This is a genomic window from Streptomyces sp. NPDC028305, from assembly GCF_055569495.1.
This window is the reverse complement of the sequence record NZ_JBVHTN010000006.1, coordinates 690,636-705,580: the sequence shown is the minus strand read 5'-3', so window position 1 is coordinate 705,580 and position 14,945 is coordinate 690,636. Positions and strand designations below refer to the sequence as shown.

14 protein-coding genes, 1 tRNA gene, 1 other RNA gene and 1 pseudogene are annotated in these 14,945 nt (G+C 72.1%); 5 read left to right on the top strand and 12 right to left on the bottom strand.

What is annotated here, in order from left to right; translation table 11 throughout:
• Positions 1 to 67: 67 nt before the first annotated feature.
• The 3 genes from ACZ4WQ_RS28625 to ffs form a co-directional block, all read right to left on the bottom strand.
• The gene (locus tag ACZ4WQ_RS28625; protein ID WP_014177713.1) at positions 68 to 403 is read right to left on the bottom strand and encodes a YbaB/EbfC family nucleoid-associated protein; all 336 of its coding nucleotides are present in this window, start codon (positions 401 to 403) and stop codon (positions 68 to 70) included.
• Positions 404 to 615: 212 nt separating this feature from the next.
• The gene (locus tag ACZ4WQ_RS28620) at positions 616 to 3,117 is read right to left on the bottom strand and encodes a DNA polymerase III subunit gamma and tau (protein ID WP_468022536.1); all 2,502 of its coding nucleotides are present in this window, start codon (positions 3,115 to 3,117) and stop codon (positions 616 to 618) included.
• Between the two features lie 48 nt (positions 3,118 to 3,165).
• Positions 3,166 to 3,260, bottom strand: an RNA gene (gene ffs / locus ACZ4WQ_RS28615) — signal recognition particle sRNA small type.
• 74 nt (positions 3,261 to 3,334) lie between these two features.
• Here ffs and ACZ4WQ_RS28610 point away from each other — a divergent pair.
• Positions 3,335 to 3,419, top strand: a tRNA-Ser gene (locus ACZ4WQ_RS28610).
• 79 nt (positions 3,420 to 3,498) lie between these two features.
• On the opposite strand, the gene ACZ4WQ_RS28605 is transcribed toward ACZ4WQ_RS28610, so the two are convergent.
• Positions 3,499 to 4,515 carry a DNA-directed RNA polymerase subunit alpha gene (locus ACZ4WQ_RS28605; protein WP_311727028.1) on the bottom strand — a complete coding sequence of 339 codons (1,017 nt, stop codon included), beginning with the start codon at positions 4,513 to 4,515 and terminating at the stop codon, positions 3,499 to 3,501.
• 163 nt (positions 4,516 to 4,678) lie between these two features.
• Here ACZ4WQ_RS28605 and ACZ4WQ_RS28600 point away from each other — a divergent pair, with 163 nt between their 5' ends.
• Positions 4,679 to 4,900 carry a hypothetical protein gene (locus ACZ4WQ_RS28600; RefSeq protein ID WP_311727027.1) on the top strand — a complete coding sequence of 74 codons (222 nt, stop codon included), beginning with the start codon at positions 4,679 to 4,681 and terminating at the stop codon, positions 4,898 to 4,900.
• Between the two features lie 245 nt (positions 4,901 to 5,145).
• Here ACZ4WQ_RS28600 and ACZ4WQ_RS28595 read toward each other — a convergent pair whose 3' ends face one another.
• Entirely contained in the window at positions 5,146 to 5,676 is a 531-nt protein-coding gene (locus ACZ4WQ_RS28595; protein ID WP_398375940.1) for a DUF6928 family protein, read from the bottom strand.
• Positions 5,677 to 5,856: 180 nt separating this feature from the next.
• Here ACZ4WQ_RS28595 and ACZ4WQ_RS28590 point away from each other — a divergent pair, with 180 nt between their 5' ends.
• Positions 5,857 to 6,417, top strand: a complete 561-nt coding sequence (locus tag ACZ4WQ_RS28590) for a hypothetical protein (protein WP_311727025.1) — start codon at positions 5,857 to 5,859, stop codon at positions 6,415 to 6,417.
• A gap of 42 nt (positions 6,418 to 6,459) precedes the next feature.
• On the opposite strand, the gene ACZ4WQ_RS28585 is transcribed toward ACZ4WQ_RS28590, so the two are convergent.
• A complete protein-coding gene (locus ACZ4WQ_RS28585) occupies positions 6,460 to 6,801 on the bottom strand; it encodes a VOC family protein (protein ID WP_398375943.1) in 342 nt (113 codons plus the stop codon).
• Between the two features lie 26 nt (positions 6,802 to 6,827).
• On the opposite strand from ACZ4WQ_RS28585, the pseudogene ACZ4WQ_RS28580 reads away from it, so the two are divergent.
• A pseudogene (locus ACZ4WQ_RS28580) lies at positions 6,828 to 7,277 on the top strand (aldo/keto reductase); the annotation flags it as partial.
• A 722-nt stretch (positions 7,278 to 7,999) separates the two neighbouring features.
• On the opposite strand, the gene ACZ4WQ_RS28575 reads toward ACZ4WQ_RS28580, so the two are convergent.
• From ACZ4WQ_RS28575 to ACZ4WQ_RS28560, 4 genes are all read right to left on the bottom strand, one after another.
• Entirely contained in the window at positions 8,000 to 9,007 is a 1,008-nt protein-coding gene (locus tag ACZ4WQ_RS28575) for a DMT family transporter (protein WP_468022535.1), read from the bottom strand.
• A 20-nt stretch (positions 9,008 to 9,027) separates the two neighbouring features.
• Positions 9,028 to 9,636, bottom strand: coding sequence for a TetR/AcrR family transcriptional regulator (locus ACZ4WQ_RS28570; RefSeq protein ID WP_311727020.1), 609 nt, complete (start codon positions 9,634 to 9,636; stop codon positions 9,028 to 9,030).
• Positions 9,637 to 9,896: 260 nt separating this feature from the next.
• Positions 9,897 to 10,337 carry a PaaI family thioesterase gene (locus tag ACZ4WQ_RS28565; RefSeq protein ID WP_385349096.1) on the bottom strand — a complete coding sequence of 147 codons (441 nt, stop codon included), beginning with the start codon at positions 10,335 to 10,337 and terminating at the stop codon, positions 9,897 to 9,899.
• A 61-nt stretch (positions 10,338 to 10,398) separates the two neighbouring features.
• Entirely contained in the window at positions 10,399 to 11,355 is a 957-nt protein-coding gene (locus ACZ4WQ_RS28560; RefSeq protein WP_468022534.1) for an SMP-30/gluconolactonase/LRE family protein, read from the bottom strand.
• Positions 11,356 to 11,647: 292 nt separating this feature from the next.
• Here ACZ4WQ_RS28560 and ACZ4WQ_RS28555 point away from each other — a divergent pair, with 292 nt between their 5' ends.
• On the top strand, positions 11,648 to 12,712 hold the full coding sequence (locus tag ACZ4WQ_RS28555; RefSeq protein ID WP_311727015.1) for a LacI family DNA-binding transcriptional regulator: 1,065 nt from the start codon (positions 11,648 to 11,650) through the stop codon (positions 12,710 to 12,712).
• On the opposite strand, the gene ACZ4WQ_RS28550 is transcribed toward ACZ4WQ_RS28555, so the two are convergent.
• Positions 12,675 to 14,081 (bottom strand): glycoside hydrolase family 32 protein, encoded by a 1,407-nt coding sequence (locus ACZ4WQ_RS28550; protein ID WP_358847913.1) that lies wholly within the window; start codon positions 14,079 to 14,081, stop codon positions 12,675 to 12,677. The genes ACZ4WQ_RS28555 and ACZ4WQ_RS28550 overlap by 38 nt on opposite strands.
• Positions 14,078 to 14,932, bottom strand: coding sequence for a carbohydrate ABC transporter permease (locus tag ACZ4WQ_RS28545; RefSeq protein ID WP_311727013.1), 855 nt, complete (start codon positions 14,930 to 14,932; stop codon positions 14,078 to 14,080). Before ACZ4WQ_RS28545 ends, ACZ4WQ_RS28550 begins: the two co-directional genes overlap by 4 nt.
• Between the last annotated feature and the right edge of the window lie 13 nt (positions 14,933 to 14,945).

Below are 14,945 nucleotides of genomic sequence, written 5' to 3'. Positions count from 1 at the left end.
TCGGTATAAGGCCCGGGTCAGGGCCTGGGCCAGACCGCGGAGAGCCGTTTCCGAACGGAAGGCCCGCTCAGAACGGAAGGCCCGGCATGCCGCCGAGACCCTGGGCGAGCGGACCGAGCTTCTGCTGCTGAAGCTGCTGAGCGGCGTTGTTCGCGTCGCGCACGGCGGCGACGACGAGGTCCGCGAGGGTCTCGGTGTCCTCCGGGTCCACCGCCTTCGGGTCGATCACCAGGCCCTGAAGCTCACCGGCGCCGGTCACGGTGGCCTTCACCAGGCCGCCGCCCGCCGAGCCTTCGACAGGGGTCCTGGCCAGTTCCTCCTGCGCCGCGGCGAGGTCCTGCTGCATCTTCTGGGCCTGCTGAAGCAGCTGCTGCATGTTGGGCTGGCCACCACCGGGGATCACGAGCTCACTCCTGCGCTGTCGACAGAGTTCTTCTTACCGATAGCCCGAGCCTACGTGCTCACGGAGCGCCTCGCTCTACGCCGTAGGGAGGAGGGAGGGGCGGCGCTGGAGGACACAACTCAGGGGCCGCGCAGGGCGGTACTAGTCCGGACCGCGCGCCCCCTCTTCACCCACACCCCTGTCTGTTCACGGCCCCTTCCCGTTCACGACCTCTACTCGTTCGCGATCTCTTCGACGACCGTGGCGCCGAGCTCGCGCACGATCAGGTCATGACCGCTGAGCGCGGTGTCGTCGAGATCCGGGTCGTCCTCGGCCGGCATGTCGTCCTCGGGCGCGATGGGCGGGGGCTCCGGCTCCCGGTACGCCGAAGGCTGCGCGGGCGGGCCCGCGGAGGCGGCGGGAGGACCGGCGGGGGACGCGCCGGGGGCGGCGGGCCCGGCGGCCGCCGCCTGGGCCTGGGGCCTGGGGGCGGGCTGGCGCGGCGGAGCCGCCGGGGCGGCACCACCCCCGAAGCCGCCGGAGCCCCCGGAGCCACTGAAGCCGCCGGAACCGCCGAAGCCACCGCCGCCCGCACCGCCGGGCCCGCCCTGCTGGCCGGCGCCGCCCGAGGGGTCGACGACCGCCTCGATCCGCCACTGCACACCGATCGCGTCGCTGAGCGCCTGGCGCAGCACGTCCTCGCTGCCGCCGCTGACGAAGCTGTCACGCGCGCCGGGGTTGGAGAAGCCGACCTGAAGGGTGGTGCCGTCGAAACCGGTGACCGCCGCGTTCTGGCTCAGCAGGATCCAGGTGAAGCGGCGGCGGTTCTTGACCGCCTCCAGAATGTCCGGCCACATCTGCCGCACCTGCATGGCGCCCTGCGCCATGCCCGGCGCGGACGCGGCGGGGGCAGCGGGGGCGGCGGGCGCCCCGGCGGGACCGGAGGGGCTGGAAGGGCCAGAGGGGCCGGAGCCGGCGGAAGTACTCGAAGCACCAGAGGATCCGGCAGGCCCTGTGGAACCGCCCGCCGCCCCGCCGCCCTGCCCAGGCGCGGCGGCAGACGGCCAGCTGCCGGGCTGCCGCCCCGAGCCCTGGGCGGAACCGGGGGCCGTGGCGGTCGGCCAGGCCCCGGGCCGCGACGCGGACGCGGACGCGGCAGGCGCCCCGCCACCTTCCGCACCGCCGGTCGAGTCGGCACCGCCCGCACCGGGGCGCTGCCCGCCGCCACCGCCGTGCCCCGCAGGCTGGGCGCCCCCGGGCCACGCTCCGGGCTGCTGTCCTCCGCCCCCGCCCCCGCTCCCGGCCTCGGCCTCGGCCGGGCCCGAGGGCGCACCGCTAGCCGCCGGAGCCGCGCCCTGGCCGGCCCCACCGCGGCCGGTCACCGCCGCGCGCGCGGCCGCCGGGCCGGACGGGCCCGCGGCCGGGGCGTGCGCGTCGGGCCCCGGTACGTACCCCATGGCGGGCCCATGGCCCTCCGGCCCTCCGACAATGCCTCCGATGCCTCCGGGGCCTCCAGGCCCTCCTGGGCCTCCTGGGCCTCCTGGGCCTCCTGGGCCTCCGCCCAGACCGCCCGCCAGGGCCCCCCGCTCCAGCTTCTCCAGCCGCGCCTGCACCGACCGCTCGTCCCCGAACGCCGCGGGCAGCAGCACCCGCGCGCAGATCAGCTCCAGCTGGAGCCGCGGCGACGTGGCGCCGCGCATCTCGGTCAGGCCCTCGTTGACCAGGTCGGCGGCGCGGCTCAGCTCGGCGGCGCCGAAGACGGACGCCTGGGCCTGCATCCGCTCGATGACATCGACCGGGGCGTCGATGAGCCCCTTCTCCGCCGCATCCGGCACAGCCGCGAGAATCACCAGGTCACGCAGCCGCTCCAGCAGGTCGGCGACAAAGCGGCGGGGGTCGTTGCCCCCCTCGATCACACGGTTGACCACCTCGAACGCGGCAGCGCCGTCGCTCGCCGCGAAGGCGTCCACGATCGCGTCGAGCAGCGAGCCGTCCGTATAGCCGAGCAGCGACGTCGCCATGGCGTACGTCACACCGTCCGCGCCCGCGCCCGCGAGCAGCTGGTCCATGACCGACATCGAGTCCCGCACCGACCCGGCCCCGGCCCGCACCACCAGCGGCAGCACCCCGTCCTCGACGGGGATCGCCTCGCGCTCGCAGACCTCCGCCAGATAGTCGCGCAGCGTCCCCGGGGGCACCAGCCGGAACGGGTAGTGGTGCGTACGCGACCGGATGGTGCCGATGACCTTCTCGGGCTCCGTGGTCGCGAAGATGAACTTCAGATGCTCCGGAGGCTCCTCGACCACCTTCAGCAGGGCGTTGAACCCCGCCGAGGTGACCATGTGCGCCTCGTCGATGATGTAGATCTTGTACCGGCTCGACGCGGGCCCGAAGAACGCCTTCTCCCGCAGCTCACGCGCGTCGTCCACGCCTCCGTGGGAAGCGGCGTCGATCTCGATGACATCGATCGAACCCGGTCCGTTCCGCGCGAGGTCCAGACAGGACTGGCACTCCCCGCACGGCGCCGGGGTCGGCCCCTTCTCGCAGTTCAGACAGCGGGCCAGGATGCGCGCGCTCGTCGTCTTGCCGCAGCCGCGCGGACCGCTGAAGAGGTACGCGTGGTTGACCCGGTTGTTGCGCAGCGCCTGCTGCAACGGGCCGGTGACATGCTCCTGGCCGATGACCTCGGCGTAGGTCTCGGGGCGGTAGCGGCGGTACAGCGCGAGGGACGACACGCTTACGACGATATCGGTGCCCACCGACATCCGGAGCCGCCCCACAACGCAAGGGCCCCCCACGTACCCGCCAGAGCCCACTTACCCTTGCTGCCTTCCGGCCCTGGGGGAGTTCGGTGAGATAGCGCCACGTGAGGGGCTGGCCCCCACCCTAGCGGATGGACCGGGGTGGGAACGAGTTCGCATCCACTGCTTCTGGTCTTGTATTGTTCCTCGCGGAGGATTCGCCTAGAGGCCTAGGGCGCACGCTTGGAAAGCGTGTTGGGGGCAACCCCTCACGAGTTCGAATCTCGTATCCTCCGCACCCGCCCAGCAGGGCAGACGAGGGCCCCGACCGGTTCACCGGTCGGGGCCCTCGTCATGTACCGGCCTGGAACGGCCTCAGTACTGGTCGGTCTCCATGAAACCCGTGCTCCCGTTGTCGTCCGCGTCGAAGGCGGCGGCGGTCGGGTCGAACCCGGGCGGGCTGTCCTTGAGGGCCAGGCCCAGTCCGGCCAGCTTCGCCTTGACCTCGTCGATCGACTTGGCGCCGAAGTTACGGATGTCGAGCAGGTCCGCCTCGGAACGCGCCAGGAGCTCACCCACCGAGTGGACGCCCTCACGCTTGAGGCAGTTGTACGAGCGGACGGTGAGCTCGAGCTCCTCGATCGGCAGCGCCAGGTCGGCGGCCAGGGCGGCGTCCGTCGGGGACGGGCCCATGTCGATGCCCTCGGCGTCCACGTTCAGCTCGCGGGCCAGACCGAACAGCTCGACCAGGGTCTTGCCGGCCGACGCCATGGCGTCACGCGGACGCATGGCCTGCTTGGTCTCGACGTCGACGATCAGCTTGTCGAAGTCGGTGCGCTGCTCGACACGGGTCGCCTCGACCTTGTAGGTGACCTTGAGCACCGGCGAGTAGATCGAGTCGACCGGGATCCGGCCGATCTCCTGGCCGACCTGCTTGTTCTGCACGGCGGAGACATAGCCGCGACCGCGCTCGACGGTCAGCTCCATCTCCAGCTTGCCCTTGCCGTTCAGCGCGGCCAGGACCAGGTCGGGGTTGTGCACCTCGACACCGGCCGGGGGCGCGATGTCGGCGGCGGTGACCAGACCCGGGCCCTGCTTGCGCAGGTACATCACGACCGGCTCGTCGTGCTCCGAGGAGACGACCAGCTGCTTGATGTTGAGGATGAGGTCGGTGATGTCCTCCTTGACGCCCGGCACGGTGGTGAACTCGTGCAGGACCCCGTCGATCCGGATGCTGGTGACAGCAGCGCCGGGGATCGACGACAGGAGGGTGCGACGGAGGGAGTTGCCGAGGGTGTAGCCGAAGCCCGGCTCCAGCGGCTCGATCAGGAATCGGGAACGGAACTCGTCGACGACCTCTTCGGTCAGTGACGGACGCTGAGCAATCAGCACGAGGTATTGCCTCCAGTGTTTTGCGCCCGCTATGTGACGCCGTAGACACCACGAACGGTACGGGTGTCTGCTGGCCGGTCGGCAGGCTCAGCTCTTGCTGGAGTGGAGTCCAACGATCGACGAGGCAGCCACCAGCGCGGTTCGTAGGCGCATACTAGGGGCAATGACAAAGCCTGCTGCACCGAAGCGTCATTTGCCCACCAGCCCCTTCAAGGCCCCGGTCACGCCGGCCCCCAAGCACTTCGCCGTGGGCGACCAGGTCACACACGACATGTACGGCCTCGGCCGAGTGATCGGCATCGAGGATGGAATCGCGGCGCTCGTGGATTTTGGCTCGGAGCGAATGCGGATCCTGAGCCCGTACGCCAAGATGACCAAGTTGTAGAACCACTGTGCCCGGTCACGGCACGCCAGGCCCCTTCGGGGACCTGTAACGAAAGCGAGACCTCTCATCGAACTGACGTCGCTGTTCTCCGCCCTGGAAGGGCAACCCCGCGGTACCACTCCGGCATCGCCGCCTCCTGCGACAAACCCCTTCCAGGCCCCGGACTTCGGGGAAGACGAGACCTTCCTGCCTGAGGAGGTACAGGAGCCCGCCCCGGGCATGCGCGCGGCGCGGACGAAGGCTGCTTAGCTCCCACGTGTGCGGTGGGCGGAGCCAGGCCCGTTCGGGTCCCGGACTCGGAAGCCGTGGAGTTCGATGCCGTCCGCGTCGACGTCGTCAGGTTCGGGGCGGCCTTCCTGAATGAACCCGCAGAGCGCGCGCAGCGCGTCCTCACCAAGTTCCAGGGGATGGAAGGGCAGCGGATACGGCTCGTCGTCCTCGTCCGGCCAGGGGACGACGTCCGCCGGGCGCTCCCCGGCCCAGTAGGGAAGCTCGAAGGGGAACGGCTCCCCGATGTTCTCGATGATCCCGTCGTCCGGCGACAGGCTCAGGGAGCGGATGAGGCGTCCGTCGTCCCACACGGCGAACGCGAACCAGTCGACCACACTGTGCATCGCATGCAAGATCAACCGTCGTCCCGCGCTCGCGGCGACCAGATGCTCAGGGAGCCGCGACGGGGAATCGATCATCACACTCCGGTCGCAGACGATCTCGACCCCGGGCCAGCTCGCCGCGCAGGCCGTGCCGTCCCACCCGCCGCAACAGGCTCGGCGCATCTCCCTCGGCAAAGACGAGCAGACCGGTCTTGGCCCCCAAGGCCCCTCCCCACGGCAGCAACACTCAACAGTCGTCGCACCGTATCCGCCGGCTCCGACATCGAAGCCCCACGCAGGTCCTGACGCCGAACAGCTCTCCGCCGACCGCGCGGTACGGTCCGGTCTCGATCACGTCTGGCTATGCGGGTGGAGGCGCCGTCGATGCGTCCTGCGGGTGTCGTTCTGGAGGAATCCGAGCGGTCGCAGTGGAACTTCACGCCCTTCGTGGGTGTCGGTCCGCTGCGGTTCGGGATGGACCACGACGAGGTGGTTGCCGCGCTGGGCGTGGATCACGCCTCTGTCTCGGTTCCCGGTCGCTGGGCAACGTTCCACCTCCCGACCTCGCGCGGGGCGGCCCTCACGGCGTACTACGCGGACGGCCGCCGCCTCCACGGCATCGCCGTCGACGCTCTCCATGGCCCTCAGGTCACCATGGACGGCTTGCAGTTGGTCGGGCAGGTGCCGTCAAAGCTGGCGGTCCTCTTCGTCGACTACGTGGTGTCCCAGGGATTGAGGGAGGACGTGACTTGGTCCCAGGAGGGCGATCCCGGGGCGGATGAACTCGGGCTCGTGCTGCGCGCGCAGCGTGCCGGAGACATCCTGCTCACGCGTCCGGTCTTCGTGGCTCGTGAGTGGGCCAATCGCGCCTCGGACAACTGGGAAGGGCCCATTCCGCAGGAGGAGTGGCGAGTGCACGCGTGACATGAGGCCGAGTGGCCATCACTCGCGCGTCGGCCTCGGATTTCAGCGGGTCCAGGAGCGGGAGCAGAGGACGAGGCGGTAGCCGTCGGGGTCCGCGACGGTCACGCCGTGCTCGCCCCAGTACGGGTTGTGGGCGGTCACGCGGGTGCCGCCGGTGGCGAGCAGGCGGTTCACGAGATCCTCGTCGACGGGTTCTCCCAGGTAGACGACGAAGAGATCGTCGACGGTCGGGCTGGGTTCGAGAGGCTGCTCGGGGTCGTGAGTGAGTTCGAAGTGCCAGACTCCGTCGCGCGGGCCGAGCATGAGCAGGTCGTGCTTGCCCGGCGTGTGCTCGGTGGTGCGCCAGAGGACGTCGAGGCCGAGACCTTCGACGTAGAAGCGCATGGCGGCAGCGAGATCCCGGGACGGGTCCGCCGCACGACGAGTCCGCCGCCGAGCGCTTCGAGGCGCTCGCCGCGTTGCGTGAGGAGGGTTTGATCCGCCACCTCGGCCTGAGCAACGTCGACGCCGACCACCTCGCCCAGGCCCGTGAGATCGCCCCCGTCGCGGCCGTACAGAACCACTTCCACGCCGCCAAGCGCGACGATGCGCGGCTGATGGCCGTCTGCGAGGAGGCGGGCATCGCCTACGTGCCGTTCTTCCCCCTCGGCGGCGGCGTGAGCGACCTCACCGGTGACCGCATGGCCGAGGTCGCGGCCCGGCACGGCGCGACGGTCCCGCAGATCGCCCTGGCCTGGCTGCTCGCCTCCTCGCCCGTCACCCTGGCCATCCCCGGCACCGGCTCCCCGGCCCACCTGGAGGAGAACATCGCCGCCGGGTCGATTGCCCTCACCCGTGAGGATCTCTCCGAACTCGCCTGACGCCGGGCGGCCGAGGCGGAGCCCGCGATGTTCGGGCAGGACGCCGGTGCCGTAGTGCTGGCCGTCACCCGTACGGCCGCCGGGCACGACGAGCTCGGTGAACCCGACGATCACACCGTCCGCCACCCTGACGGCGGCGGCTGTGTGCAGGAGGTCGCCCCGCTTCCCGACGGCCCGGGCCACCGCTCGCACCCGGTCCACATCCCAGGTCACCGTGGAGTAGTCGGCGTCGTCCGTCGGCATGTCGTCCATGGCTCGCCGCGAGGCCGTGAAGGTCTCCGCGAGCTCGTCGGGGACGGTGCCGTCCCACGACTCCAGCCGGTAGCCGGGGCGCGGCTGTCGGATGGTTTCACGGAGGGCGGCGATGTCCACCCGCGCCAGCGCGAGCCGCGTGAAGATCATGGTCTGGACCCCGCGAAAGCCCAGTGCCGAGAGGAACAGGTCGCCGGGTGTGTCCGCTTCGGCCTGGGCCGTGACGTGGCGTCGGCTTTCGGCGCGGGCGGTGGCTGGACACGGTGCGGTTGGGGTCGAGGTCGGTCAGCTCGGTGATACGAAGCGACAAGGTGTCTCCGTCGTGAGGAAGCAGCAGATGGCACAGGACGGGGTCGGGTGCTGACGGCTCCTGCTGCGCATGTGCTGCACACCTTCTTGTCGACGGCGCCGGTCCACAGGTGGGCGGCGCGGCGAAGCTATCCGCCGCGGCGCGCCGACCGCAATGGATTTCACGGGTGCGCGTCGGCGGGCTCTCCCGGGGCCTGTCCCGGCTCGACGACCGCCGGCGCCGGCTCCGCTCGTGGCCGCCGACGAGCCGTCCCGGTCGGCAGGGTGAGTACGGCGAGACAGCCGACGACCAGGGCTACGCCGACCCACCCGAGCGCGGGCAGGCGCTCGCCGACGACCAGTACGGCCAGGACCGCCGCGACAGCGGGTTCCAGCAGCGAGAGTGTGGTGGCCGTGCTCGCCGGGACGTGCGCCAGGCCCCAGCCGAACAGGACGTAGCCGATGAACATGGGCACCAGGGCCATGTAGACGCCGACCGCCGCGTTCGACCAGGAGTCCAGGAGCGGGCCGCCCGTGGCCAGCAGCACCGGCAGGAGCAGCAGGCCGCCGATCCCGAAGACGGTCCCCATGGCCGCGCGGGAGGTGACGCCGCGGCTGATCAGGCGGTGGGCCGCCCAGGAGTACAGGGCGTAGGTGAAACCGGCCACCAGGCCCAGCGCCACTCCGAGCACGGTCGACCCCGCGGAGCGGGCCCCAGCGGCGGAGTGCGCCCCGGCCGCCTCGGCCGCGCACAGCAGCGCCGTCCCGGCGAGGCCCAGCGCGGCGCCGGTCATCCAGCGGCGCGTGAGGCGGCGTCCGTCCACGGCTCGCTCGATCACGGCCGAGGCGAGCGGGGCCGAGCCGATCGACACCACGGTGCCGGCGGCGACCCCGGCCAGGTGCATGGAGGTGTAGAACGCCAGCGGGTAGGTCCCCACCGCCAGCGCGCCGAGCAGCACCACGCCGCGCTGCGCGCGGAGCCCCGGCGCTTCCCGGGCGATACGGGGGCCGGCGATGAGGGCCTGGAGCAGTCCGCCGAGACCCATGGCGACGGCCCCGATGGCGAGCGGCCCCACGGCTGGGGCGAAGGTCGCGGCGGTGCCCGTGGTGCCCCACAGCACCGACGCCACGAGCACGCACAGCGACCCCGCGCCGGCCGAGCCGACCGCGTGTCCGGCGGGACGCGTCACAGCCCGCGTCACAGCCCGCGTCACAGCCGGTCCAGCATGTCGGCCGCCATCGTCCGCGCACGCTCCAGACGCGTGCCGGCGCCCTCAAGGCCGGCCCGCGCCATCGCTCCTTCCAGGAGGAACGCCAGATGCTCCGCCACCACGCGAGCCTCCTCGGGACGGTCGGGCAGCAGTTCCCCGACGTGCCCGGCGAGCAGGGACTCGACTTCCTCCTTGTGCCGGCGCACCACGGCCCGCCCCTCGTCCTCGGCGGGCAGCTCGGCAGCCGCGTTCAGCAGGCCGCACCCCCGAAAGCCGTGCTCGTAGGCGAAGGCGGCGTGATCGGCGTACGCGTCGAAGACGGCCAGCACGCCACCGCGCCCGTCCCGGACCCCTTCCAGGCGCCGCCGGTACAGGTCCAGCCACTCCTCGTGCCGCGCGTCGAGGTAGGCCATCACCAGGTCGGCCTTGGAGGAGAAGTTGTTGTACAGGCTCATCTTCGCCACGCCCGCCTCGGCGGTGATCGTGTCGATCCCCGTCGCCGAGACGCCGTCCGCGTAGAAGCGGCGCGCCGCGGCGGCCAGCAGCCGCTCGCGCGCGGTCCCCCGCCGTTTGCCGGAGCGCGCTGCCGCGGTATCGGTGTCGCCCATCACGTTCCCTTCTCACTCATTAGGTAGGTCAGTCTACCTAGTGAATGGGAAGGGTGCTCGCCCGAGGGCCGGACGGCTCAGGAGTCCTGGAGCGCGGCCAGGACGATCGGCAATGTGCGGGGGTTGCCGCAAGGCGACCACGAACACCAGGGTGCGGTCGATCCGGCCGTGGGCGTCCAGGGATGACGTCTCCCGCCGCCCAGCCCGCGGAGAGGTTCCAGTCAGTGACCAGGGGGCGGGCCCGCCGGGGCCCGCCCCCGTCAGGTCGCGTTCGGCGGCTCGGTCGGCGGCGTCACCGCGATCGTGCCCTGCGCCACGGCGCACAGGGTCTCGACCCCCGCGCCGTCCACCGTGGACAGGTCGCAGCGGCACACGACGCGGGTGCGGCCGGCCCGGACGACGCGCGCCTCGGCCCGCAGCAGCACTCCTTCGGCGGGCCGCAGATAGTCGATGGTGAACCCGGCGGTGATCAGCCGGGCCCCGGCCACCGTGCCCGCGGCGAAGGTCAGCGCGTTGTCGGCGGCGTAACCGAGTACCCCGCCGTGCAGAAATCCGTGCTGCTGGCGCAGGTCGTCGCGGATGTCCAGCTCAAGCGTCGCCGCGCCGTCGCCGAAGGCCACCAGACGGGTGCCGAGCAGATTGCTGAAGGGCTGGGCCGCCAGCACCTTCCGCGCGAGCGCCAAGTCCAGAACCTCGCTCATCTCCACACCCCTTGCGCCGCTTCACTGGCCGAGCGACCATCGCGCGCGCCCGTCACGTCTGTCAACCGATGGAGACGGCGACGCCGTTGAACGTCGTCTCCGGGGTCTGGGGGGAGGTGAAGCGGGCGTTGACCAGGTAGAGGCGGTCGCCCCAGCGGGCGACGGTGGTGGGGACGTCGAAGCGGGGGTCGGTGACCGTACGGCGCAGGGTGGCGGTGCGGGCCCTGAGGTCGAGGTCGAAGACGCTGATCAGGTTGAGCCGGTTCTGGACGACGTACAGGGAGCGGCCGATGCGCAGAAGACCGTCGCCGTTGGCCACGTCGGCCGCGCCGACCAGGGCGATCTCGGTGGCGTGCCCGTCGGCCAGGTCGACGTGGTAGAGCCGGCCGGGCGAGCTGCTGACGACGATCAGACCATGGGCGTCGGGGGTGCCGACGACACCGTTGGCGTTGTTGACGTTGGGCGTCTGCACCCAGTCGCCGACGAGCGGCAGGCGGCGGACCGCCCCCTTGCGGCCGCGCGGTACGCCATAGAGGACGGCGTCGCGCGAGTCGGTGAACCAGGCGCGGTCGCCGAGCAGGATGACGTCGTTGATGAAGTGCCCGGTGGTGTCTGTCAGCTGGTAGGTGGTCACGAGACGGCCGGTGTGGGAGTCCACGACCCGCGCCGTCCCGCCACCGCCTCCGGAGACGTAGAGCAGACCGTCCTCGTCCAGCTTCAGCCCGACGGTCGCCGTGCCCGTGGCGCCCTCGTGGATGACGCGGCCCTCGCCGGTGCGCAGATCGGTGCGGTAGACGGCGCCGTTGGCGCGCGAGCCCATATAGGCATACGGCCTGCGGCCGATGGTGATCCCCTCGGGCATGAAGCCGTCGGGGAGCGGGAACTCGGCCGGCCACGCGGCGGCCGGGGCCGCGGTGGCGGCCTGTGCCGCCCCGGCGCCGGCCGCCATCGCGAACGCGGCGACGGCGGCACCGCCGAGAACGGCGCGCCGGGACGGCTGGGGGTGGTTCCGGGTCATGGTTCCGGACCTCCGTGAAGGGTGGGGTGGGGGCGGGAGCCTGGGGGAGCCTGGCGAGATCAGCGAATCCCCGGCATCGGCATCGGCATCGGCAACTCACTGAACTCTGTGCACATGGCGCTTCTGCTTCCACGCGGTTTCAGGTCACCCTCATGCGTAACGGGCCGCCGCCCGCCGGGGTTCCTCGGGGCGAGATGTGGACGGATAGGCTGGAGTGATCGGGTGAATCGACCCGCACATCAACGCGGACATCGACGCGGACATCAACGGGGACAGAGGGCGGCCGAGGGTCATGGGCAGGGGCGAGGGCGAGCACGCCGACAAGCTCGGGCGGCCGACGTCACGGGACGTCGCCCGGCTCGCCGGGGTGTCCCATACCGCCGTCTCCTTCGTGTTCAACGACCGTGCCGCGGGAAACCTCTCGGCCGCCACCCAGGAGCGCATCCGCCAGGCCGCCGCCCGCCTCGGCTACCGCCCCGACCCCGTCGCGCGCGGGTTGCGAAGCCGCCGCACCGCCGTGATCGGGCTGGTCACGGACGAGATCGCCTCGTCGCCGTTCGCGGGGCGGCTGCTGCGCGGGGCCATGGAGACCGCCTGGGACAGCGGGCATCTCGTCCTCACCGTCGACTCCGGCGGCGACCCGGCCAAGGAGGACGCGGCGGTCGCCGAACTCCTCGACCGGCGGGTCGACGGCATCATCTACGCGACCATGTCGCTGCGCCGGGTCCGCGTCCCGGAGGGCCTGCACCGCACCCGCTCCGTCCTCGCCAACTGTCTGCCCGAGGACGACTCCCTGCCGGCCGTCATCCCCGCCGAGCGCGCCGGAGGCCGTACCGCGGCCCGGCTGCTGCTGGACGAGGGGCACCGCAGGGTCGCCATGGTCGGCGGCCAGGACGACATCGCGTCGGCCGAGCGGCTGCGCGGCTTCCGTGACGCCCTGCGGGCCAAGGGGATCATCGTCCCCAAGGAGTGGGTCCTGCGGACCGGGGGCGAGATCTCCGGCGGGTACGAGGGCGCGGCGCGGATCCTCGACGGGGTCCCCGCGGACCGCCGCCCCACCGGCGTCTTCTGCTACAACGACCGGGTCGCGGCGGGCGTCCTGCACGCCGCGGCCCGGCTCGGGCTCGCGGTCCCCGACGAGCTGTCGGTGGTCGGCTACGACGACCAGGAGCACATGGCCGAGTACCTCGCCCCGCCCCTCACCACGGTCGCGCTGCCGCACCGGGCCATGGGCGAGGCCGCCGCCCGGCTGCTGCTGGAGGCCCTCGACACCGGGCGGACACCGCTCGCCACCACCCGGCGCCTCGCCTGCACGGCGATCAGCCGGGCGTCGGTGGGACCAGCTCCCACCCCGTGACGGCGGCCGCGGACCCCGCCACGACGAGCTCGCACACATCGCCCGGGCGCCGGTAGACGCGCTCGGTGACCGTGGCCCGGTCATCGGCGAACAGCTCCAGCAGCGAGCCGTCGACGAGCACGCGCACCTCCCTCGCCGGCGCCCGCACCACGATGGGCGCCGACCCCCCGGGCCCGAGGCCGGGCGTCCGGGGCCAGTCACCGCGGTCCAGCGTCACGGTGCCCTGATCCGGGTCCAGCCGCACCGTCAGCTCCGCCCCCGAGGCGGACCGCAGCAGACTCACGGTCGTCAGGCCGCGGGCGGTGACGGTCAGGTCGTACGCGTCCGGGAGCGGAGCCCGGCCCGGTGCGGTGACGAAGGGTTCGGGCGCGCGGAGCAGTTCGAGCTCCGGGGCCGGTACGACGCGCAGCGCGCCGTCCGGGTGTACGTCGACGACCCTCGGCGCGGTGAGGACACCGGCCCACCCGGCGCGCTCGATCTCGCTCCGCTCACGGGCCTCCCAGGACCAGCCCCACATCAGGGCCCGGTCCGCCTCCTCGAGCACGGCGGGTGCGTAGAAGTCCCGGCCGTGGTCGAGCCGTCCGCCGGTGCGCGCCTCGAAGCGCACATCGCCCTGGTCGTCCGTATGCAGCCGGCCCGTCAGATAGCCGGTGGCGCGCGGCTCCTTGTCCCACAACGACACCACCAGCACCCGGTCCCCGCCCGCCGTGGCGTACAGCTGCGGACACTCCCAGCCGGCCGCCCGGTCGCCGAACGCCTCCGCCGCGACGGGGTCGCCGCCGTCGAGGAGCACACCGGCGAACCGCCAGTCGGCCAGGTCCTGGCAGTCGTAGAGCAGCACGGACGGGGTTCCGTCGGCGTGGCCCGCGCCGACCAGCGCCCACCGCCGCCCGCCCCACCGGAACACGAACGGGTCGCGGAACATCACCACGTCCAGGCCGGGGGGCGGTCCGGTCACCACCGGTGTGGGCAGCGGCTTCCAGTCGGCCAGCGCCTCGTCGTCCGGGTCGGCAGCCCGCGCCAGGCAGATCGCGCCCAGGCCGGTGTGGTGGCGGTCGACGCCGGTGTACACGGCCGTGGGCACACCGTCGTCGTCGACCACGCACCCGGACCAGCAGCCCGCCTCATCCGGCCCGCCGGGCGTCGGGGCGAGCGCGATCGGATGGTGCTCCCAGCGGACCAGGTCGGGGCTGGAGACATGGCCCCAGTGGACGTTGGCGTGGACCGGGGCGTCCGGGTTGTGCTGGTAGAAGAGGTGATGGCGGCCCCGCCAGCGGAAGGGACCGTTCGGGTCGTTGATCCAGTTGGCGGGCGGGCGGACCCGGAAGCGCGGCGCGCCGGGGTCGGGGGACTGAGCGGCGGGGCTCAACGGTTGACTCCTGCGGAGGTGATGCCCTCGCGGAGAGGGCGCTGGCCGACGACGAACACGGCGACGGCGGGGAGCATGGAGAGGACGACACCGGCGAGCACCACCGAGACGGAGCCGGTGCCGAGGTTGCCCTGGAGCGAGACCAGGCCGAGCGGCAGGGTGTAGTTCTGGCCGGAGGTCTCCAGGATCAGCGGCCGGAAGAACTCGTTCCAGTGGTAGTTGAAGGCCAGCACGCCGACGATCGCCAGGCCGGGGGCGGCCAGCGGTGCGTACACCGAGCGGAAGATCCGCCACGGGCCGCAGCCGTCCAGCATCGCGGCCTCGCCCAGGTCCTTCGGCATCCCCAGGAAGTACTGCCGCATCAGGAAGGTCCCGAAGGCGGTCGGGAAGGCCGGAATGATCAGGCCGAGGAGAGTGTCGGTCAGGCCCATCGACTTCAGCACCAGGAACACCGGCACGATGGTGACCTGGAGCGGCACCATCATGGTCGCCAGCACCAGGCCGAACAGCGGCTTCTTGAAGCGGAATTCCAGGCGCGCGAACGCGTATCCCGCCAGGCCGGCCGTGATCATCTGGCCCACCGCGATCAGCGCCGTCACCAGCGTCGAGTTGAGGGCGACCAGCCATACGTCGATCTGGTCGAAGACCCCGCGGTACGACTCCGTGGTCGGGTGCGTCGGGATGATCTTCGGCGGCAGGTCGAAGGACTCGGCCGGGGTGCGCAGCGAGGTGGAGACGGTCCAGATGACCGGCCCGAGGGTCAGCAGCGCGCAGACCGCCAGCCCGGCGATCCGGGCCCAGGGCGCGGCCGCGTACCGGGCGCGGCTGAGGGACAGGGTTGCTTGGCTCATGGGGCTCACCCGG

Coding starts and splice junctions, on each gene's coding strand:
- ACZ4WQ_RS28585 (WP_398375943.1), bottom strand. CDS start 6,801: ATGCGCTTCTACGTCGAAGGTCTCGGCCTCGACGTCCTCTGGCGCACC.
- ACZ4WQ_RS28570 (WP_311727020.1), bottom strand. CDS start 9,636: ATGGGCGACACCGATACCGCGGCAGCGCGCTCCGGCAAACGGCGGGGG.
- ACZ4WQ_RS28595 (WP_398375940.1), bottom strand. CDS start 5,676: ATGCGCCGAGCCTGTTGCGGCGGGTGGGACGGCACGGCCTGCGCGGCG.
- ACZ4WQ_RS28545 (WP_311727013.1), bottom strand. CDS start 14,932: ATGAGCCAAGCAACCCTGTCCCTCAGCCGCGCCCGGTACGCGGCCGCG.
- ACZ4WQ_RS28560 (WP_468022534.1), bottom strand. CDS start 11,355: ATGACCCGGAACCACCCCCAGCCGTCCCGGCGCGCCGTTCTCGGCGGT.
- ACZ4WQ_RS28600 (WP_311727027.1), top strand. CDS start 4,679: ATGACAAAGCCTGCTGCACCGAAGCGTCATTTGCCCACCAGCCCCTTC.
- ACZ4WQ_RS28555 (WP_311727015.1), top strand. CDS start 11,648: ATGGGCAGGGGCGAGGGCGAGCACGCCGACAAGCTCGGGCGGCCGACG.
- ACZ4WQ_RS28590 (WP_311727025.1), top strand. CDS start 5,857: ATGCGGGTGGAGGCGCCGTCGATGCGTCCTGCGGGTGTCGTTCTGGAG.
- ACZ4WQ_RS28565 (WP_385349096.1), bottom strand. CDS start 10,337: ATGAGCGAGGTTCTGGACTTGGCGCTCGCGCGGAAGGTGCTGGCGGCC.